A 19,664-nucleotide genomic window follows, 5' to 3' on the forward strand; every position below is an offset into this window, starting at 1 on the left:
TAATCCTCTTATTCAAACAAAAAAAAGAATAAATGAGATTTATCCTTTTTTTGTTTGTATCCTTAGTCAACTAATTCAATATTATCTAATTGTTTTCTAAAGTTTGATCTGAAATTTTTCAAATATTCTTCTCTAAGTTTTTTTTGTTCTATCTTTTCTTCTTGGCTTAACCCCTCATTTTTAGATTTTTTAGCTAAAAAGTTTATACGATCAATTTTTTCTTTTGGGAACATTCATCTTCACCTCTTTACTTTTTCTAATAAAATATTGTACAAAAAATATAAGTTTTCGTCAACGTCAATTATCTTCTATTTTTTCTTGATTTATTTTTTTGACGTTTATTTTTCCTCCACACATCTTTTTTCTGACCATTTTTCCTTGGTGTATCTTTTTTATTTTTGTCTTCTTTTGGTTTAATTAAACACTTAGGACCATGTCCAATCAAATCTTTTCTTCCTGCTAAAACCAAAGCCTTCTTTACTAAATCATAATTTTTAGGATTTCGATATTGAAGCAATGCCCTTTGCATAGTCTTTTCTTCCCTTGTTTTAGGAACATATACAGTCTTCATATTCCTAGGGTCTAAGCCTGTATAAAACATACATGTAGATAAAGTTCCCGGGGTTGGATAAAAATCCTGCACTTGCTCCGGATGATAATGTATATCTCTTAAATACTCTGCCATTTCAACAGCTGCACTTAAATCACTTCCTGGATGGCTAGACATCAAATAAGGTACTAAAAATTGTTTTTTCCCAAGTTGATCATTGATTTTATAAAATTTATCTACAAACCTATCATATATTTCTCTTTTCGGTTTTCCCATTAATCCTAATACTTTAGGTGAAACATGTTCAGGAGCTACTTTAAGCTGTCCACTTACATGATGCTCACATAATTCCTTTAAAAAATCATCTTTTTTTTCTGCCATAATATAATCATATCTAAGTCCTGAACGAACAAAAACCTTTTTTACCCCTTCAATTTTCCTAAGATTTCTCAATACTTCTAAATATTCCGTGTGATCAGCATCTAAGTTTTTACATGGTTTTGGATGTAAACATTGCTTATTTTTACAAGTTCCGTATGTTTTTTGTTTTTCACAAGCAACATGTCTAAAATTTGCTGTTGGTCCACCAACGTCATGAATATACCCTTTAAAATCTTTATCCTCAACAATCTTTTTTGCTTCCTTAATCATAGACTCTTGGCTTCTGCTTTGGATCACCCTTCCTTGATGAAATGTAAGAGCACAAAAAGAACAACTTCCAAAACAACCTCGCTCACTAACAATACTATATTTTACTTCCTTAATAGCTGGAACTCCACCCATTTTTTCATATATTGGATGATAATTTCTCATATACGGCAAATCATATACTCGATCTAGCTCCACCTGTGTTAAAGGCATAGCTGGAGGATTTTGTATAATATAAGTATCCTTGTGTTTCTGAGCAATTACTTGTCCTCTAATACTATCCTGTTCTTCATATTGAATTTTAAAAGCTTTTGCATAAGCGGTTTTTTCTGCCTTAACTTTCTCGAAGGAAGGCACCTGAATATAATCATAAACTTCTTCTAAATCATCTACTCTATAACAAGTTCCAGAAATGTGTCGAATATACTGAATATCTAATCCATTATTTAGATGATCTGCAATTTCTATAACTTGTTTTTCCCCCATACCATATATCAACAAATCTGCTTCACTATCAAATAAAATAGATCTTCTTACTGAATCGTTCCAATAATCATAATGAGCAAATCTTCTTAAACTAGCTTCAATACCTCCAATAATAATAGGTATTTTTTTATAGGATTGTCTTACCATATTTGTATATACAATAGTTGCTCGATCAGGTCTTAATCCCATTTTTCCCCCTGGAGCATATAAGTCTTGCTTTCTTCTTTTCTTATTCACAGAATAATGGTTAACCATAGAATCTAAATTTCCTGCGTTTATTAAAAAGCCAAGTCTAGGTCTTCCTAATTTCTTAAAATCATTGGTGTTTTTCCAATTGGGTTGAGAAATAATTCCTACTTTATATCCTGCATCTTCTAAAACTCTTGAAATAATAGCTGTACCAAAGCTAGGATGATCTACATAAGCATCTCCTGTAACAATTATAAAATCTAATTGCTCCCATCCTCTTTTCTTCATATCTTCTTTGCATATTGGTAAAAAGTCATTTACTCTCATTTTTTCCTCACTCTCATATAATTCCTACATTTGTTTTTGTGTACAATAGATATATTATAGTATTTTTCCTTGTAAATTACTATCCTTAAAGCAAAAAAAGACCTCAAAAGAGGTCTTAACTAAAACGATTTGTTATTTGTGCATGTACATCTTCTGGTGTCATTCCTTTTGCATTGATAACAGATGCTTTTGTTCTTGTATCATGCATTCCTAGTAAATTGCTATTTTGTCCTGAAACTACAATTGCATCAAAGCCTTTCAAATTTGCTCTAGCACTTTCAAGATCTGTAACATCATATCCCTTTGTATTAAGATAACTTTTCACATTCTCTAATGATCTTTCTACAGCTATTTTTCTCAAAAGAACCACCTCCTATAATTATAATCTAATTCTATTATTTCTACATAGAAGGTGAAATATTCTTTATTCTATATTCTTGCTACTTTCTCTTACCATTAATTCATGAGGAAGGGTAATCACATTGCTATCTACTTCTTCTCCATCAATTTTTTTAACAATCATTCTCATGGCAACAGCGCCAATATCATAAATTGGTTGATGAATCGTTGTTAAGTTAGGTCTATATATAGATGCTAATTTTATATCATTGAATCCAACAACAGAAACATCCTCTGGAACCTTGTATCCATTATCTAATAAACAGTTAATCGCTCCAATGGCCATTTCATCACTAGCTGCAAAAATTGCAGTTGGTAAAATCTTTTCATCTATAAATTCTTCTACAATTTCATAACTATTTTCTAATTTCCAATTTCCATATTTAACCAATTTTTCGTTAATTTCTAATCCATGCTCTTCTAACGCTTCCTTATATCCATTATATTGGTCAAGCCCAAAAGCATTTTGATCCAAGCTACTTCGAATCAACGCAATCTTTTTATGTCCATTTTCAATAAGGAATTTTGTCATTTCATACGCAGCCTGAAAATTATCAATAGATACAGATGGAATATTTAAATTACTAGTATTTCTATTGACTAGTGATACTGGAATATCAATTGTTTCAAGATATTCAACCAATTTCTCCTCAAGCTTCCAAGTCATAAATACGATTCCTTCTACTTGCTTCGCTCTTAATAGATTAAGATACCTTAATTCTTGTTCTAATTGTCCATAAGTATTACATAATAAAATATCATATCCATACATTTTTCCAATTTCTTCTATACCATTTAAAATTTCTCCAATAAATACATTGGATATATCAGGCACAACCACTCCAATTAATTGACTTTTTTTCATAACTAAACTTCTTGCTACAGGGTTAGGTCTATATCCTGTTTCTTCAATTACTTTTAATACTTTTTGTCGTATTTCACTACTTACAGGTTTCGAACCATTGATCACTCGAGATACTGTAGAAATAGAAACCCCTGCTTTTTTTGCTACATCTTTAATAGTTATGCTCACATTATTCACTCCAATTCCTATAATTTAATCTAAATTTATTTCAAATTTTTAAATGCTCTCCTTTATCATGTTATTTTTCTACACCCATTATAGAATCTCCTTCTTCTAATTAGTTTTTTTAATATTTCTTTATCGAATAAAAAAGGATTTTCAGAAATTTTGTAGAAATACTATTGTTATGAGTAATTTATAGATGCGAGGTACATAACAATGAATTTTTATAAAAAATTAAAACAAGTTGCAAATGAATCTCTCCATATTATGATTGTACCACATTCTGGTAATCATGTTCGACAACTTAATTTTAAAAGAATTATTTTACACACCTTTGGAATTTTTATTATTACTATTTGTATTTCCTTAATGGTTTTAATTTATTCTAATGTTCATCTCAATCAACAGCTTGATGATCAAACAAATAATTTATCTAAACTTCAAGAGATTAATGAAGATCAAGCCAATAGAATCAATCAATTAGAAAATATAACAAGTGAAGTCTCTGAAAAATTGTCTAGATTAAATGAATTAGAAATTCAAACAAGAAGTTTAGTCGGGTTAAAAAATAAAAATAATACATCTTCATCTAAACCTGTTTCTAGATCTGCTTTTAGAAATAAACTCCCTATATCAAGCATAACAAATCAATCTTCCAATATAGAAGAAACCATGAAAACATTAGCCTCTGAAATGGATAAAGAAACTGAAAATCTCAATGTACTCATTGCTGATGTGAAAAAACAATTAAAATTTTTAGATGCTCAACCTAATAAAATGCCTACACAAGGTCGAATCACTTCAAAGTTTGGTTATAGACGTTCGCCCTTTAGTGGTAGAAGAGATTTTCATACGGGCCTAGACATTGCAAACAAACCTGGTACACCTGTTCGTGCCGCAGGTACTGGAATTGTATCCTTTACTGGTTGGAAATCAGCTTATGGCAAAGTAGTGATCATTTCCCATGGATATGGTTATCGCAGTCTATATGCCCATAACAAAGAAATTCTAGTAAAGGTGGGTCAAAAGGTGCGTAAAGGTGATATCATTACGAAAATGGGGAATACAGGAAGAAGCACAGGTCCTCATCTACACTTTGAAGTTCATTATAAAGGTCAACAAATCGATCCTTTAAAAGTTTTAAATAAATAGTTAGGAGGGACGAAAATGTTTGGAAAAAATAATACTACATCCCATGAAAAGGTTGATACACTCATTGGTAAAAACTCAAAGTTTGAAGGAAAACTAAATGCTGATGGTACAGTTCGCATTGATGGTGAATTTGTGGGCAATATTTCTGTTAAAGGAGATGTAATCCTTGGTGAAGAAGGAAAAATGGTTGGAGATATTTCCGCAAGCAACGTAATCGTATCAGGTTCTGTGGAAGGAAATATTACTGCTGAAAACCAATTAAAGTTAAATGCTTCTGGTAAAGTAATCGGTGATATCCATGTAACAAGTCTTGTAGTTGAAGATCAAGCCATTTTTGAAGGAAAATGTGCAATGAAAAATGTTGCTGCTTCAGATAATATTTCTAAATTAAATCCTAAAAAACAAGAGGCCTAAGAAAGCCTCTTTTTTTATGGAATGATGATTTCTATGCCCTTTTGTACTACTTCAATAGTTGCAGGAAGACTACCGCCCTGTTCCCCGTCTATGTCTAAATCAACATGAATATCTTTAGAACTCGTCAATTCAATCTTTGAAGTCTGTATATATAAAATCCGAGAATGATTAATATGTTCTCCTTTCATTATCTGTAAAAATAAAGAAAAAAATTCTGGTATATCTGACTTTTTCACAATACATACATCAAATAATCCATCATCAATTTTCGCCATAGGTGCAATTTTTTTAAATCCTCCTACAGAGGGAGTATTAGTAATAATAAACATGAAAATATCTTCTTGTCCTATAAACTCCTCTGAGTTAATTTCTATATTCATGCTCCTTAGCATCTGTCTTGGAATTTCTTTCATTCCTTCTACATAGTAAGCATATTTTCCTAATACAGTTTTGATTTCAGAGGATACTTTATATCCTACATCTGTTAAAAGTCCTCCTGCTAAAACATTAATAAAATATTTATTTCCTACTTTTCCAACATCTACTTTTTTTCTCTTATTCTTCTTGATCATACTACAAAAGCCTTTAACATCTGTAGGTAGATTTAAAAACTTTGCAAAATCATTTACAGTCCCTGCTGGCAGTATGGCTATAGGAATTTCATTTTCTCCTATCATTACACCATTCACTACTTCATTAACAGTTCCATCCCCCCCTACAGCAATAATACAATCATATTCATGTTTTTTGATTCTTTTTACTTCCTCTAGGGCATCATCCTTTCCTTTCATTGTAAATACATCTACATATTTTACTGTTCCCTCTAATATTAAATTTCCAATCATTCTATCTAAATTTTTTTGTACAATCTGTTTTCCCGATGAAGGATTAAGAATGAATTTCACCTTCAATTTATATCACCTCTTATTGTTTATCAAGATATTCAATGGTTTATCCTATTTCAATTATTTTGCTTATCTTTAACAAGTCTTCTCAAAGGGCACATAAGGTATATGAAAATTCCTTGAAGCCTCCTTATGAATCAAATGACCCTTGTAAGTACACAAGCCTTCTCTTAACCCAGCATCATTTAATATGACTTTATGGACTCCTTCATTTGCGATTTTTATAATATAAGGGAATGTTGCATCAGCTAATGCAAAGGTAGCCGTTCTTGGAACTACTCCAGGCAAATTAGGTATTGCACAATGAATAACACCATCCACAATATATGTAGGATCTGTATGATTTGTCATCTTTGAAGTTTCTATAGCTCCACCTTCATCACAGGCAACATCAATGATCACACTGCCATTTTTCATTTCTTTTATCATTTGACTCGTCACAATATGTGTATCTTTATCTCCCATTAAATCAATAGTGTTAATCAATAAATCTGCTTTTATTACTGCATTTTGTACTGATTCAGGAGATAACTTTAAATAGTTCCCTTTTTTCAGAAGTTTCTCATTTAAAGTTCTTAACCTGGTTCTATTTTTATTAATAATCGTTATATTACATCCAATTCCCATAGCAATTTCTGCTGCTTTATAGGCTACACTACCTGCTCCTAATATAACCACTTCAGAAGGTGCTAAGCCAGTTATAGATCCTAACATCATTCCTTTTCCTCCATGGAGGCTTTGCATAAACTCTATTCCTTTAAACACAGCCATTTTTCCAGCAACTTCACTCATAGGAATCAGTAGTGGTTTTCTTCTTTGTTCATCTCTAACCATCTCATAAGCTATCCCTACTATATTTTTCTCTAATAGGGTACATATTAATCTTTGATTTTTTTCTAAAAGCATATAACAGAATAAAATCTGCCCTGTTTTTAAATAATTCAATTCCACTGAAACAGGTGGTTTTACTTTCACAATTAGATCTGATTGTTCATATACATCTTTTTCATCCTTTAAGATTACAGCCCCTGAGTTTTTATACATTTCATCTGTAATACCGCTCTTTGCCCCTGCATCTTTACTTACAAAAACTTCATGTCCTAATTTGGTTAGCTTATGTACCCCTTTGTGAGTCATACTAACTCTTGACTCCCCATTTCCTAATTCTCTAGGCAAACCAATTTTCATGAAATTTCCTCCTTTATTTAACCTCCATTTTTAATAATCTATTTAATATTATGTCTTACAAAAGGGGCATATACGGGTCAGGTCCTTTTCTCCTATTTTTATCTTTTTTGATGAATCCTCTAATCACTTGAGATAGCCCCTTTATTCCTGTTTCAATATCCTTAGGATATACAGCAGCAATACTTAATCTAAAAAATCTACTTTCATTTTGAGATGTAAAGAATATAGATCCGGGTAAAATGAGAATATTACTTTTCGCCCCATCCACATATAGCTTATTTGCATCATAGCCTTTAGGTAGAGCAAACCAGAAATTCAGTCCTCCTTCAGGAAGACTATAGCTTACATCTATATCTTTAAAATATTTTTCTATGCAATTTTTCATCACATCAAAACGTTCTCTATAGATTTTTTCCATATATCTAATATGTTTTTTCCAAATCCCTTTCCTTAAATAAAGATCAAAAACTCTTTGATTAAGTCCTGAAGTTGAAATATCTGATGTATGCTTTGCAGCTAGAATTTTGTGATGTATTCTTTGGGGAAGTACTAAAAAACCTAATCTTAAACCTGGCATGAAAATTTTAGAAAAACTTTTAATATAAATAATACGATCACTTTCATCTAAACTTTTTAAGGTAACATTATCATGATTATAAAAGCTTAAATCACTCAAGTAATCGTCTTCAACAATAAATGTATTATACTTTTCAGCTAATTCAATAATTTTTAATTTTTTCTCTCTACTATAAGAGTATCCCGTAGGATTTTGAAAGTTAGGCATTAAATAAACAAATTTAGGCTTATGATTTTTCATATTTTCTTCTAGTAAGTTTATATCTATACCATTCTTAAAAATAGGGATACTAACAATCTTAGCTCCTCTTGACTTAAATGTTCCAATAGCTCCTGTATATGTAGGACTTTCCACAATAATTGTATCTTTGTAATCAACAAATGCCTTTGCAATAACATCTATTCCTTGTTGCGCTCCTGAAATAATTTGAACATTTTCTGAATTTGTCTTGATATTTATTTCTTCTAAATAATCTACTAGTGATTCTCTTAAGGGATAATAACCTTGACTCTCCTGATATCCAAAAGCATCTCCTTGATCTCTATCCAAAACCTCATTTAAAAGAATTTTAAAATCATCTACTGGAAATAAGTCAGAAGTTGGTGTAGCACTAGCAAAGCTAATCATATTTTCTTTTATTTGAATTTGACCCCGATCCATTAGTCTTATATCCTCATCTAAAGGATATTTCTGAAGTAGTGTATCCTCTAGCCCTTCCTCTTCCCTTGGAGAAACAAATGTACCACTTCCAATTTTTTTATAAACAAATCCTTCTTTCTCTAAAAGACCATATGCGTTTACAATGGTACTCGTATTTACCCCAAGGGTATTTGCAAGCTGTCTAATAGGTGGAAGCTTTTGGTTAGCTTTTAGCTTTCCATCCATAATAAACTGACGTATTTTATAAAACAGCTGCATATATAAATGTTGCGGTGAATTTTTATCTAAATATATCTCTTTATATATGTCCATTCCTACCTCCTATATTTTATGTCTATATTTCAAAATTTTTCTCTCTAAAACTATTAAAATTTAATGCTATACAATATAGTTGATTTTATTATTATATATTATAAATTTCAATTACTACCATTAATTATACAAAATATTAGAGCATTTTGCTAGAAATAGAATAAAGTGCGACTTTGCGCACTTTATTCATGCAATTTTTTCTCTAAAGTTTCTATCAACAATTTTTCATCTATTCCATATTTTTTTGAAGCGTATCCAACGCTTTTATAAAGAACGCCACCTCATCCAAAACATCTTATGCCAAATTCATTGAAAATCTCTTCAACTTTAGGAAATTTTATTAAAATATCATTGATAATCGTATCCCTACAAACCATAAAAATCCCTCCTATTATTAGGATGGATTTTTATATACTTTTCATACTACTCATATTCTATTATTTCTTACTTATTATACCTACTATATAATTCTTTTTTGATATCCTCTAGGGGAATTTCTTTTTCTACCAAAAGTACTAATAAATGATAAATCAAATCAGAAACCTCGTAAATAATTTCATCTCTTTCATCATTTTTTGCCCCTATGATGACTTCGCTGGCTTCTTCTCCAACTTTTTTAAGGATTTTATCAATTCCTTTTTCAAACAAATAATTGGTATAAGAACCTTCCTTTGGACTTTCTTTTCGATCTTTAATTAAAGTATATAGTTTTTGAACAATTTGTTTTTTTTCATCGTCTTCATTTTCTTCAACTATTTTATTAAAAAAACAACTTTCTGCTCCTGTATGACAAGCATTTCCTAAAGGAATAACCTCTATCAACAATGTATCCCCATCACAATCATAACTCATTTTTTTTACAATCTGATAGTTTCCACTAGTTTCTCCTTTATTCCAAAGCTTTTGTCTACTTCTACTATAAAACCATGTTTTTTTTGTTTCTAAAGTTTTTTGAAAAGATTCTTCATTCATATAAGCCATCATCAAAACTTTCTTTGTATTTATATCTTGTACAATTGCTGGTATTAACCCATGACCATCAAATTGAAGGTTTATATTTTCCATTACTTGATCCTCCTGATTTCTATCTCATTGTCATAAAGATATTCTTTTAATTCTTTAATACTGATTTCCCCATAGTGAAATACAGATGCAGCCAATGCAGCATCGGCAGAACCATCACGAAATACCTTTAAAAAATCCTCTCTTTTTCCAGCACCTCCAGAAGCAACTACAGGAATGTTTACACTTTTTGATATAGCTTTTACAAGTTCTATATCATATCCATCCTTTACACCATCTGTATCAATGCTGTTGATTACAATTTCACCTGCTCCTAATTTTTCTCCTTCTATTGCCCATTTTAAAGCATCTAGTTTTGTATCTACTCTTCCACCATTTATATATACTGTGTATAAATCATTATTATTTTTCTTGGCATCTATAGATAATACAACACATTGTCTTCCAAATTTTAAGGCTGCTTCTTGAATAATTTGGGGATTTTTCACAGCTGCTGAATTAACGGATACCTTATCAGCTCCTGCTCTTAATACTGCTGTAAAATCATCTATGGTTCTAATTCCTCCCCCTATGGTAAAAGGAATATAAACTTCTTCTGCAGTTCTTTCAACGACGTTTAAAAAGATATCTCTATTTTCATTAGATGCAGTAATATCATAAAAAACCAATTCATCAGCTCCTGCTTGACTATAGAATTTTGCAAGTTTTACAGGATCTTCTACATCTACTAGGTTTTTAAATTTTGTTCCCTTTACAACCCTTCCCTTATTTACATCTAAGCAAGGAATAATTCTTTTGGTAAGCATTATCATTCCTCCTATAATTCTTCTAAGGCAATATCACCCGTATATAAAGCTTTTCCTATGATTGCGCCATACAATCCTAAAGTACTTAATTTTTCAACATCTTCCTTCTTGCTAATCCCTCCAGATGCTATTAAGTCTATATTTATATTTTCTTTTAATTCTTTTAATTCTTTAAAATTTGGTCCTAAAAGCATCCCATCCTTTGCAATATCCGTATAGATGAGGGTTTTTAATCCTAATCCTTCTAATTTTTTAGCAAAATCAATTGCTTTTATATCACTGGTTTTTGTCCATCCGTCTACTGCTACATATCCTTTTTTTGCATCAATAGACACAGCAATTTTTTCACCAAAGGTCTTTAAAGCCTCCTCTACAAATCCATCAATTTTTACTGCTGATGTGCCTAGAATCACACGGCTAACTCCATAGCTTAAAACATTTTCTATGTCTTTTATTTTTCTAATTCCTCCTCCTAGTTGTACAGGAATATTTGTAGCTTTTATAATTTCTTTAATCACATGACTATTTTTAGATACCCCTTCTAATGCTCCATCTAAATCTACTACATGAATATATTTAGCTCCTTGCTCTTCCCACTTTTTAGCAATCTCTACTGGGTTTTTACTATATATATTTTCATCTTGAAATTTACCTTGTTTTAGTCTTACACAATTACCACCTCGTAAATCAATGGCAGGAAAAATAATCATTTTATCAACTCCCCAAAGTTTTTGAGTAACTTCATCCCCGTTTCCCCACTTTTTTCAGGGTGAAACTGCATACCCAAAATATTTTTCTTTCTAACAACGCCTGGTACATCTACGCCATAATCTGCCCAAAATACCACTTCTTCTTTTTTTTGAGGTTTTACATAATAGGAGTGCACAAAGTATACATATTCATCATCAATATTTTCTCCTATAGGGTCATCTGACCCTTTTAATAGCTTATTCCATCCCATATGAGGCACCTTTAGGGTATTATCAAATCTCACTACTTCTCCTTTTAAAAGACCTAATCCTTCCCATTTTCCATCTTCATAGCTTGTATCATAAAGAAGTTGCATGCCTAAACAAATTCCTAAAATAGGTTTGCCTTTCTTTACATTACTCTTTAAGCAGTTAATCAAACCACTTTCTATCAGATGATCCATGGCATCTTTAAAAGCACCTACTCCTGGCAAAATAATTCCTTTACTCTTATTAATTTCTTCTTCACAAGACGTGATAGTTGCTTCAAAATTCAATTTTTTTAAAGCCTTATAGACACTTTTTAGATTCCCTACACCATAATCAACAATAGCAATCATCATTTTTCCTCCCTCTACAACGACCCCTTCGTAGATAATACCCCTTCAATTCGATCTTGCACTCTAGTAGCTTCATCTAATACCCTTCCTAGTCCCTTAAAAATAGATTCTATGAGATGATGGGTATTTTTCCCGTATTTTAAACTGATATGAAGGGTTATGGCCGCATGATTGACAAAGGCTCTGAAAAACTCTTCCACTAATTCCGTTTCAAATTGTCCTACATATTCTCTTTCAAAAGTTACATCAAAATGTAAATAGGCTCTTCCACTAATATCTATAGAAATCATAGACATAGCTTCATCCATTGGGGTAAAAATAGTTGCATATCTTGTAATTCCTTTTTTATCTCCTAGTGCCTTTTTTAAAGCTTTTCCAAAGACAATCCCTATATCCTCTACAGTATGATGATTGTCTACCTGAAGATCTCCAACACATTTTAACTTCATATCTAAGAAACCATGTCTGCACATTAAATCCAACATATGATCAAAAAAACCAATTCCCGTATCAATTTCTATCTTTCCTGATCCATCCAAATTAAGGGATAAATCAATATTCGTCTCTTTTGTTTTTCTCTTTATTTCTCCTACTCTCATATGCTACACCACTTTCCTAAATACCCTTAGTAGTTCATTATTTTCTTCTCTAGACCCTACACTAATGCGAAAACAATTCTTTAGAAGTTCTTCATTAAAAGCTCTTATGCTAATCTTTTCTTCTTTACAGACCTTTATAATTTCTTCAGCCTTTTTGCTTCTAATTAAAATAAAATTAGCTCCTGTTGGAAAAACTTCAATAGTTTTAATATTTCTTAATTCTTCATAAAGATATGTTCTCTCTTTCTTTATTTTTTCAATATATTCTTGAATAAGTTCAATATTTTCCATATAAATTTTTCCTATCATTTGTGAAAATACATTTAGATTATAGGGTGCTTTTACCCGATATAATGCATCCATCATTCTTTCACTTGCAGCACCATATCCGATCCTTGCGCCAGCTAGTGCAAAAGCTTTTGATAGTGTCCTCAATACAATTAAATGATCATATTTTTTGATTAAATTGATAGAAGATTCATCTAAAAATTCAGAGTAAGCTTCATCCACTATAACAATAGACTTTGTTTCTTTAAGTACTTTTTCAATATCATCCATGGGGATAACCCTTCCCGTTGGATTATTTGGATTACATAAAAAAATAAGTTTTGCTGATCTTTCATTTGCCTCTTTAATGATTTTATCTACATCAATTTTAAAATCATCTTCACATGGAATTTGGGTAAAATTTCCACCAGCTATGGTTGTAAATATTTTATACATAGAAAAGGTTGGACTATGGGTAATGACATATTCATCTTCTCCGACAAAAGTGTTTATAATCGTCTGAATCACTTCATCAGAACCATTTCCACATAAAATATTTTCTTTTTTTAATCCTAAATAACTTGCAAAACATTCCCTTAATTCATCACTATTCGTATCTGGATATCTATTAAGTTCTAAAATTTTTAAATTTTCTATAAACTGATCCTTTAATATTTCAAATAGATTATATGGATTTTCATTGGCATCTAATTTAGTTTTAATGATTTCATTAGAGATCTCATAAGGCTTTAAAAACCTTACTCTCTCTTTCATAAAATTAATCATCCTACATCCCCTCTTTTTAAATACTTTTTTCAAGACTATTTTTCAAACCCTTTATAATTTTATAAATTTGCTCATTTTTCGTCTTAAAACTCACTTTATTCACAATCAATCTTGCACTAATCTCACAAATATCTTCAATAACCTCTAGTCCGTTTTCTTTTAAAGTCGTTCCTGTTTCTACAATATCTACGATCACATCCGAAAGTCCTATAATAGGTGCTAATTCTACAGAGCCATTTAACTTAATAATTTCTATAGGCTCCCCTTTTTTCTCATAATGATTTTTTGCAACTTTAGGATACTTTGTGGCTACCTTTCTTTTTCTATCAAGTTTTTCTTCAAACCCCTTTGGTGCTGCTACTGAAAATTTACATTTTCCAAAACCCAAATCCATAATTTCATAGACATTTGCTTTACTCTCTATTAAGGTATCTTTCCCTGCAATCCCTATATCAGCAGCTCCTTGTTCTACATATATAGGTACATCACTAGCTTTTACAAAAACTACTCGGATTTTTTCTGTCTCATCTACAAAGATTAACTTTCTACTTTTCTTATTATATTCTGGAAAACATATTCCAATTTTTTCAAACCATACAAAGGCTTTTTCTGCTAACCTTCCTTTACCTAATGCAATATTTACATAATCCATGCTACATCCTCCCTAGTGAATAGACGCAAATATTTCTAAATTCTTTAATCCTTTAAAAAATTGTGAAACTGTGTTTTTGTATACTTTATTGTTTCTTAGATCAATCCTTTTTAGATTTTCTCCACAAATCTGTACAATTTCCTTTATGTTTCTATCATTTGCGTTTATAATATGGTTTTTGATGTTTTTTTCACAAAGATCCGACTCCACAATAAAGCCTTTTTCTCTTAATTGTTCTGCTATTTGCAGTCCATTTTTACGATTATCCTTTTCATATAAAATCAGATAATCTGTACTACATGCAAAATCTTTATTCATTTTATACATACCAAACACCTCCAAAAGTGCATCAATATTTAATCCAAAGCCTGTAGCAGGCATATAACAACCATATTGTTTTGTAAGATGATCATATCTTCCGCCACTTAAAACTGTTCTTCCATAATGATTCACATATCCTTTAAAGATCACACCTGTATAATAATCAATATGGTGAATCATTCCAAAATCAATAGAAAGATATTTTTCATAACCATAATCCTTTAAGATGCTATATACATCCTTTAAATTATTTAATGATGTTTTCATTTCTTCATTGCAGACAAACTTTTCTGCTTCTTTGATAGTTTCTTCAGGTCTTCCATACAAATAAGGAATTTCGAGTAACGCATTTTTGAAAAATTCATCAATATTCAACTCACCTAAAATAGTCTGTAACGCTGCAAAGTTTTTTTCCTCTATAAAACTTCGAATTTGTCCTTGTATTTTTTCAGCTATACCACTTTCTTTGATTAACCCTTTAAAATATCTTGCTTGCCCTAAATCAATTTGAAAGTCCTGCAACCCACAATTGATAAGACTTTTTATAGCCAATGCTACAACTTCAGCATCTGAATCCGGTTGATCATTTCCTAAATATTCAATTCCTGCTTGTGTAAATTCTCTTTTTTTCCCATTTTGTTCATCATGGATTCTAAAAATATTAGTAGCATAAGAAAACTTTAAATATCCAGTACATGATTTATAATTTGTGGCTACCATTCTTGCAATAGGTGTTGTTACATCTGGTCGTAAAACCAATATTTTTCCGTTTCCATCTATAAATTTAAACATCTCATCTTTGTGTATAGTTCCTTCAATTTCTGAAAACAAATCATAATATTCAAAGGTTGGCGTTAAAATCTGTCTATAACCAAAACTTTTAAATATACTTTTTATATTGGTAATTGTATTTTCTTTGATTTCATATACATTGCAATGGATATCCTCCACACCTTCTGGAATGAAATGATTAACTCGTTCCATCTCCCCACCACCTTCTACTTTATTAATTTATCGCTTTATCGTGCTAAATCATATTAACATTCTAATATGCTTATCTCACAAAGTCAAGTAATTTATTTATTTTTTCTAAAACAATTTGACCTAACAATTTTATTAGATTACAATAAGGATAATCTTTTAAAGGAGAGGAGCAAAAAAATATGTATGACTATCATGTTCATAGTCATTTTTCAACAGACTGTGATGTAAATATGGAAGAAATGATACAAAAAGCCATAAGTATTGGTTTAAAGGAAATTTGCTTTACAGATCATATAGATTATGATTATCAAGATTCATCTATCAATTTTGAATTTGATATCCCTTCCTATATGGCCCATATCAATAATTTGGTAGAAAAATACAAAAAAAACATAAAAATATTACGAGGAGTTGAAATTGGTATTCAGCCCCACATTGTAAAAAAGTGTGATGAATTGGTGATGAAGGAAAAATTTGATTTTATCATCTCTTCTATCCATACGGCAGATAAAAAAGATATTCATGTAGGAGATTTTTTTGTAGGGAAAACCCCAAAGGAAGCTTATACGCAGTATTTTAATGAACTACTAATATGTACAAAAAGCTTTAAAAATTTTAATGTATTAGGACATATGAATCTTTTAAAAAGATATCATCATCATGTAGAAATTCAAGATATCAAAAATTATTTTGATATTATAGAAGAAATTTTTAGAACACTCATCTATACTGGAAAAGGTATTGAAGTAAACACTTCAGGGTTTCGATATGGTTTAGGAGAGACGGTTCCTTGCAAAGAACTATTATCCTTTTACAAATCCTTAGGAGGAGAAATAATTACAGTGGGTTCTGATGCCCATACCCCCGAGCAATTAGCTTGTAAATTTAATGATACTTATGATTTGCTTAGAGAAATAGGTTTTAAATATATTACTATCTTTGAAAACAGACAACATACTTTTAAAAAAATATAGGATGCTTTTAGCATCCTACATTTTTATCCTTTGAATTGATACTCTTTTATCATATTTGCATTCTTCGCAGTAAAATAAGTGTACACATTGATCATGGGCTGCACCATCAACTAATTGGGTAATATCCATAGCCAAATAAGGACTATAATCATCTAAAAATTCCACAACGGTTCCTCTATTTTCCATCTGTTTGCCACAATGGGGACATCTTAACAAATATGTAGCCATTCCATTGCAGATAGGGCAAACGTATTCCATATATTTTTCCTCCATTCATTTTCTTTACATTTAGTGTCTGTCTCTCACAAAAATTCATACATGAAGAAAAATATTTCCTTTTTATAATTCTTTATTCTTTTGCTCCTAGCATTACTCTAGAAATCAGTTTTTTTTCAGGATCTAACTCTGGATGCCACAGCTCTAATTCATCAACAAAAGCCATCTCAGTTAATTTAAAATCTCTCATTTTACGAAAGGCTTCTAAACTTTCTTCTTCACTCCACGCTCTTCCATGTATTCCTGCTAAGGTAATATGAAATACTATTTCTTCAGGGCTAAAATCTCTCAACCGAAATCCTTTTTCTTTCATTTCATTATGAATAAAAGTATATACATTTTTTAATTCCTTTGTTTTTACAATATGAAGAGTTATACAATTATGAGGATGGGGAATATAACCAAATCCACTGGATCTAATTTCAAATGGAGATATTTTAGCTATTACTTTATGTAGTTCATTTTTTATTTTTTCTAATTCATTTAAATCTTCATAATAAAATGCATCTATGGTTAAGTGAATTTCAGGTAGCCTATCTATTCCTAAATTATATTCTTTCCAAAGAGATTCTTGTATTTTTCTACAGCAGTGATATAAAGGTCCCTTTGGAATAGTCACTAAAAAAATCATATTTTCCATATATGTCCTCCAATGTAGTAAAATTTTATCTATATTTAATAATACAACAAAACTATACGGTTTAAACATTATTTTTGTAATAGCTAAAAATAATTATTTAACAGAAATTTAACAGGACTATAACTTTCCATTAATCAAATACCCCTACAATGGTCTTGGGAAAAAATTCATTTTGTAGGGGGATATTCATATGATCAAAAAACTTAAGTCAGAAATTAAAATGAAAATAAACTTCAGAAAGCTTATAAACAACAGAAAAATTTTAAATAGGAAGCTCTTTTTAAGAAAAGTAAATTTATCATCTATAAAGCATTTTTTCATTTCTTATGAAAAAAGTCCTATCCATAAAAAAATTTTTAGAGCTTTTATTTCTTTAATTCTATTGATTTTATTTGTTTCCATCATCACAAATTTTTCTCTACATATTACTAGTAGTAATCTAACAAAAATAGAAAATCTTATTCATCATCAGCTTATGCTTTCTTCTAAACTTCAAGTTTATACGTTACAAACAAATATCCTATTTCAAAGATATCTTACTGGAAATAATTCTATTAACGATGTAAAAAAGAAACTTCAGGAAATTGATACAACAAATAAAGCTTTCCTTTTATCTTTCAATGAACATAAGGATAGTATAATAAGAAATCATATCTTAAAAGAAATTGAATCTTTCCAAGATATTTGCAAGAGACTTGAAGAATATACAAATCAACTTCCTACTACCTTCCTAGACGCATTTGAAGCTACAAAAGATATGCATGTTCTCTTATCTTTAGACCGCCTAAAAAAAATGGATCATGTGGCTAATAAAATCAATACGGATACTATACAATATACAAAACCAATTATTCAGGATATCCATCAACAAAACAATATTTACTCACGTGTATCTATTCTTATGGGTTTAATATCCGTAGCTCTATCCTTATATTTTGTAATTTCAATTACTACAAATGTAAAATCCTTTAGGCATATTCTCCACCAATTGACAAAAAAGTTAGTTACAGAAACAGATGAGGTACTAGAAATATCAAACAATCTAAAGGGGGATGCTTCTCATTCAAGTGAACATCTACTTTCTACATCCAATCATATTAATTTTTTTCTCTCAGAATCAGATGAGATTGGCGCTTGTGTAGATGAAGTAAGCAATGGTATTTCCCATGTAAGCCAGCTCAATCAAGAATTAACCTATTCTTCTCATTCTATGATTGAATTTGTTAACCAAACACAAAATACTATTTACAGTTTTGACAATAAGCTAAAAGATGATGTTAAACATATTCACCATATTATTGACAACCTTAATAAAAATTTATTACAAATTACACATGCTTCAGATGAAGTATTCATCCTATCAGATAAAATCAATAATATTCAAAGTATCTTAACAAGCATCACAAATATTTCAAAAAAAACAAATTTGCTAGCTATTAATGCTTCTATTGAAGCTGCCCATGCAGGAGAATTCGGAAGAGGATTTACCATTGTTGCCGAGGAAATAAGAGAATTAGCCAACCAATCTTCTCAAAACACCTTGCAAATTAAAAATATTATTAATGAATTAATTGAGTTTAGCACTTCCACCATTAGTACATTGCGAAAAAGTACTCATGAAGCTTCTGTTTCCATAGAAGGGACAAAAGAAATTATCACAACCTTTGATACAATAAGTAATATATTTTTATCTATTATTCATGATATAGAAAATATTAAAAATCTTACACTTTTAGTATCCAATAATTCATCTACAACAAATAGTAAAGCTGAACAAATAAAAATATATTCTCATAATATTGCCGCTAAAATACAATCTTTTTTATCTTCTATTCAAGATTTCGGGAACACATTAATAAAAATTACAGATACGACAAAAACTTCTCTGAATGGTATCCATCATCAATTTGAGCTCATTGATGAACAAAAGAAAAACATTGAAAACATCTATAGAACTGTGAAGAAACTATAAAGTCTAAGCAACCTCTTAGACTTTTTTATTTTTGTCTCTTCATAACAAGAGAGGCTATAATAAAATTCTAGGATTATCTCTTATTTTAGCGGCATAATAGGTGGTTTTCATTTATACATAAAATACCCTATAGGGTAGACTTTTTTTGTCTACTCTATAGGGTACATTTTAATTTTGAGAAGGCATTTTTATTGTATTAACACCAAAGTAAAACATTACTC

General features: G+C 30.3%; 22 protein-coding genes. 4 read left to right on the forward strand and 18 right to left on the reverse strand.

Annotated elements, in window-relative coordinates:
• Window positions 1-62: 62 nt before the first annotated feature.
• From K7H06_RS10020 to K7H06_RS10035, 4 genes are all read right to left on the reverse strand, one after another.
• A complete protein-coding gene (locus K7H06_RS10020; RefSeq protein WP_223039724.1) occupies window positions 63-233 on the reverse strand; it encodes a DUF896 domain-containing protein in 171 nt (56 codons plus the stop codon).
• 68 nt (window positions 234-301) lie between these two features.
• The gene (locus K7H06_RS10025; protein ID WP_223039725.1) at window positions 302-2,200 is read right to left on the reverse strand and encodes a YgiQ family radical SAM protein; all 1,899 of its coding nucleotides are present in this window, start codon (window positions 2,198-2,200) and stop codon (window positions 302-304) included.
• Between the two features lie 115 nt (window positions 2,201-2,315).
• Window positions 2,316-2,561 carry a YkuS family protein gene (locus tag K7H06_RS10030; RefSeq protein WP_223039726.1) on the reverse strand — a complete coding sequence of 82 codons (246 nt, stop codon included), beginning with the start codon at window positions 2,559-2,561 and terminating at the stop codon, window positions 2,316-2,318.
• A 63-nt stretch (window positions 2,562-2,624) separates the two neighbouring features.
• Entirely contained in the window at window positions 2,625-3,632 is a 1,008-nt protein-coding gene (locus K7H06_RS10035) for a LacI family DNA-binding transcriptional regulator (RefSeq protein ID WP_246637680.1), read from the reverse strand.
• Window positions 3,633-3,842: 210 nt separating this feature from the next.
• Between K7H06_RS10035 and K7H06_RS10040 the strand changes: the two genes are divergently transcribed.
• Both K7H06_RS10040 and K7H06_RS10045 read left to right on the forward strand, forming a co-directional pair.
• Entirely contained in the window at window positions 3,843-4,778 is a 936-nt protein-coding gene (locus tag K7H06_RS10040; RefSeq protein WP_223039728.1) for a M23 family metallopeptidase, read from the forward strand.
• A gap of 15 nt (window positions 4,779-4,793) precedes the next feature.
• A complete protein-coding gene (locus K7H06_RS10045) occupies window positions 4,794-5,192 on the forward strand; it encodes a bactofilin family protein (protein ID WP_223039729.1) in 399 nt (132 codons plus the stop codon).
• 14 nt (window positions 5,193-5,206) lie between these two features.
• On the opposite strand, the gene K7H06_RS10050 is transcribed toward K7H06_RS10045, so the two are convergent.
• From K7H06_RS10050 to hisZ, 12 genes are all read right to left on the reverse strand, one after another.
• A complete protein-coding gene (locus K7H06_RS10050; protein ID WP_246637704.1) occupies window positions 5,207-6,097 on the reverse strand; it encodes a diacylglycerol/lipid kinase family protein in 891 nt (296 codons plus the stop codon).
• Between the two features lie 75 nt (window positions 6,098-6,172).
• Window positions 6,173-7,285: an alanine dehydrogenase gene (locus K7H06_RS10055; RefSeq protein ID WP_223039731.1), complete on the reverse strand. Its 1,113-nt coding sequence runs from the start codon at window positions 7,283-7,285 to the stop codon at window positions 6,173-6,175.
• Between the two features lie 55 nt (window positions 7,286-7,340).
• On the reverse strand, window positions 7,341-8,834 hold the full coding sequence (gene pdxR / locus K7H06_RS10060; RefSeq protein ID WP_223039732.1) for a MocR-like pyridoxine biosynthesis transcription factor PdxR: 1,494 nt from the start codon (window positions 8,832-8,834) through the stop codon (window positions 7,341-7,343).
• A 281-nt stretch (window positions 8,835-9,115) separates the two neighbouring features.
• The gene (locus tag K7H06_RS10065) at window positions 9,116-9,211 is read right to left on the reverse strand and encodes a DUF1858 domain-containing protein (RefSeq protein WP_223039733.1); all 96 of its coding nucleotides are present in this window, start codon (window positions 9,209-9,211) and stop codon (window positions 9,116-9,118) included.
• 67 nt (window positions 9,212-9,278) lie between these two features.
• Complete coding sequence (gene hisIE / locus K7H06_RS10070) at window positions 9,279-9,899, reverse strand: bifunctional phosphoribosyl-AMP cyclohydrolase/phosphoribosyl-ATP diphosphatase HisIE (RefSeq protein WP_223039734.1); 621 nt, start codon at window positions 9,897-9,899, stop codon at window positions 9,279-9,281.
• Window positions 9,899-10,663, reverse strand: a complete 765-nt coding sequence (hisF, locus tag K7H06_RS10075) for an imidazole glycerol phosphate synthase subunit HisF (RefSeq protein WP_223039735.1) — start codon at window positions 10,661-10,663, stop codon at window positions 9,899-9,901. Before hisF ends, hisIE begins: the two co-directional genes overlap by 1 nt.
• 11 nt (window positions 10,664-10,674) lie before the next feature.
• On the reverse strand, window positions 10,675-11,373 hold the full coding sequence (gene hisA / locus K7H06_RS10080; protein ID WP_223039736.1) for a 1-(5-phosphoribosyl)-5-[(5-phosphoribosylamino)methylideneamino]imidazole-4-carboxamide isomerase: 699 nt from the start codon (window positions 11,371-11,373) through the stop codon (window positions 10,675-10,677).
• A complete protein-coding gene (hisH, locus tag K7H06_RS10085; RefSeq protein ID WP_223039737.1) occupies window positions 11,370-11,972 on the reverse strand; it encodes an imidazole glycerol phosphate synthase subunit HisH in 603 nt (200 codons plus the stop codon). The genes hisA and hisH overlap by 4 nt, the downstream gene beginning before the upstream one ends.
• Before the next feature lie 14 nt (window positions 11,973-11,986).
• Window positions 11,987-12,571 carry an imidazoleglycerol-phosphate dehydratase HisB gene (gene hisB, locus K7H06_RS10090; RefSeq protein ID WP_223039738.1) on the reverse strand — a complete coding sequence of 195 codons (585 nt, stop codon included), beginning with the start codon at window positions 12,569-12,571 and terminating at the stop codon, window positions 11,987-11,989.
• Window positions 12,572-12,574: 3 nt separating this feature from the next.
• Complete coding sequence (gene hisC / locus K7H06_RS10095) at window positions 12,575-13,624, reverse strand: histidinol-phosphate transaminase (protein ID WP_223039739.1); 1,050 nt, start codon at window positions 13,622-13,624, stop codon at window positions 12,575-12,577.
• A gap of 16 nt (window positions 13,625-13,640) precedes the next feature.
• Window positions 13,641-14,276 carry an ATP phosphoribosyltransferase gene (gene hisG, locus K7H06_RS10100; RefSeq protein WP_223039740.1) on the reverse strand — a complete coding sequence of 212 codons (636 nt, stop codon included), beginning with the start codon at window positions 14,274-14,276 and terminating at the stop codon, window positions 13,641-13,643.
• 12 nt (window positions 14,277-14,288) lie between these two features.
• The gene (hisZ, locus tag K7H06_RS10105; protein WP_223039741.1) at window positions 14,289-15,581 is read right to left on the reverse strand and encodes an ATP phosphoribosyltransferase regulatory subunit; all 1,293 of its coding nucleotides are present in this window, start codon (window positions 15,579-15,581) and stop codon (window positions 14,289-14,291) included.
• Between the two features lie 179 nt (window positions 15,582-15,760).
• On the opposite strand from hisZ, the gene K7H06_RS10110 reads away from it, so the two are divergent.
• A complete protein-coding gene (locus K7H06_RS10110; RefSeq protein WP_223039742.1) occupies window positions 15,761-16,555 on the forward strand; it encodes a histidinol-phosphatase HisJ family protein in 795 nt (264 codons plus the stop codon).
• Window positions 16,556-16,570: 15 nt separating this feature from the next.
• On the opposite strand, the gene K7H06_RS10115 is transcribed toward K7H06_RS10110, so the two are convergent.
• Complete coding sequence (locus K7H06_RS10115) at window positions 16,571-16,813, reverse strand: hypothetical protein (RefSeq protein ID WP_223039743.1); 243 nt, start codon at window positions 16,811-16,813, stop codon at window positions 16,571-16,573.
• Window positions 16,814-16,904: 91 nt separating this feature from the next.
• Window positions 16,905-17,471, reverse strand: a complete 567-nt coding sequence (locus tag K7H06_RS10120; protein WP_223039744.1) for a 2'-5' RNA ligase family protein — start codon at window positions 17,469-17,471, stop codon at window positions 16,905-16,907.
• Between the two features lie 190 nt (window positions 17,472-17,661).
• Between K7H06_RS10120 and K7H06_RS10125 the strand changes: the two genes are divergently transcribed.
• On the forward strand, window positions 17,662-19,443 hold the full coding sequence (locus K7H06_RS10125; RefSeq protein ID WP_223039745.1) for a methyl-accepting chemotaxis protein: 1,782 nt from the start codon (window positions 17,662-17,664) through the stop codon (window positions 19,441-19,443).
• Window positions 19,444-19,664: the final 221 nt, after the last annotated feature.

This window comes from Crassaminicella profunda, from assembly GCF_019884785.1.
In the GTDB taxonomy this organism is placed as follows: Bacteria; Bacillota; Clostridia; order Peptostreptococcales; family Thermotaleaceae; genus Crassaminicella; species Crassaminicella profunda.

Bases quoted from the DNA above. Each gene is read 5' to 3' on its own strand.
- K7H06_RS10110 (WP_223039742.1), top strand. From the start codon at position 15,761: ATGTATGACTATCATGTTCATAGTCATTTTTCAACAGACTGTGATGTA.
- K7H06_RS10025 (WP_223039725.1), bottom strand. From the start codon at position 2,200: ATGAGAGTAAATGACTTTTTACCAATATGCAAAGAAGATATGAAGAAA.
- K7H06_RS10115 (WP_223039743.1), bottom strand. From the start codon at position 16,813: ATGGAATACGTTTGCCCTATCTGCAATGGAATGGCTACATATTTGTTA.
- pdxR (WP_223039732.1), bottom strand. From the start codon at position 8,834: ATGGACATATATAAAGAGATATATTTAGATAAAAATTCACCGCAACAT.
- hisZ (WP_223039741.1), bottom strand. From the start codon at position 15,581: ATGGAACGAGTTAATCATTTCATTCCAGAAGGTGTGGAGGATATCCAT.
- K7H06_RS10120 (WP_223039744.1), bottom strand. From the start codon at position 17,471: ATGGAAAATATGATTTTTTTAGTGACTATTCCAAAGGGACCTTTATAT.
- hisF (WP_223039735.1), bottom strand. From the start codon at position 10,663: ATGCTTACCAAAAGAATTATTCCTTGCTTAGATGTAAATAAGGGAAGG.
- hisC (WP_223039739.1), bottom strand. From the start codon at position 13,624: ATGATTAATTTTATGAAAGAGAGAGTAAGGTTTTTAAAGCCTTATGAG.
- K7H06_RS10125 (WP_223039745.1), top strand. From the start codon at position 17,662: ATGATCAAAAAACTTAAGTCAGAAATTAAAATGAAAATAAACTTCAGA.
- K7H06_RS10065 (WP_223039733.1), bottom strand. From the start codon at position 9,211: ATGGTTTGTAGGGATACGATTATCAATGATATTTTAATAAAATTTCCT.
- hisIE (WP_223039734.1), bottom strand. From the start codon at position 9,899: ATGGAAAATATAAACCTTCAATTTGATGGTCATGGGTTAATACCAGCA.
- K7H06_RS10020 (WP_223039724.1), bottom strand. From the start codon at position 233: ATGTTCCCAAAAGAAAAAATTGATCGTATAAACTTTTTAGCTAAAAAA.
- hisG (WP_223039740.1), bottom strand. From the start codon at position 14,276: ATGGATTATGTAAATATTGCATTAGGTAAAGGAAGGTTAGCAGAAAAA.
- K7H06_RS10045 (WP_223039729.1), top strand. From the start codon at position 4,794: ATGTTTGGAAAAAATAATACTACATCCCATGAAAAGGTTGATACACTC.
- K7H06_RS10055 (WP_223039731.1), bottom strand. From the start codon at position 7,285: ATGAAAATTGGTTTGCCTAGAGAATTAGGAAATGGGGAGTCAAGAGTT.
- hisB (WP_223039738.1), bottom strand. From the start codon at position 12,571: ATGAGAGTAGGAGAAATAAAGAGAAAAACAAAAGAGACGAATATTGAT.
- hisH (WP_223039737.1), bottom strand. From the start codon at position 11,972: ATGATTGCTATTGTTGATTATGGTGTAGGGAATCTAAAAAGTGTCTAT.
- K7H06_RS10040 (WP_223039728.1), top strand. From the start codon at position 3,843: ATGAATTTTTATAAAAAATTAAAACAAGTTGCAAATGAATCTCTCCAT.
- hisA (WP_223039736.1), bottom strand. From the start codon at position 11,373: ATGATTATTTTTCCTGCCATTGATTTACGAGGTGGTAATTGTGTAAGA.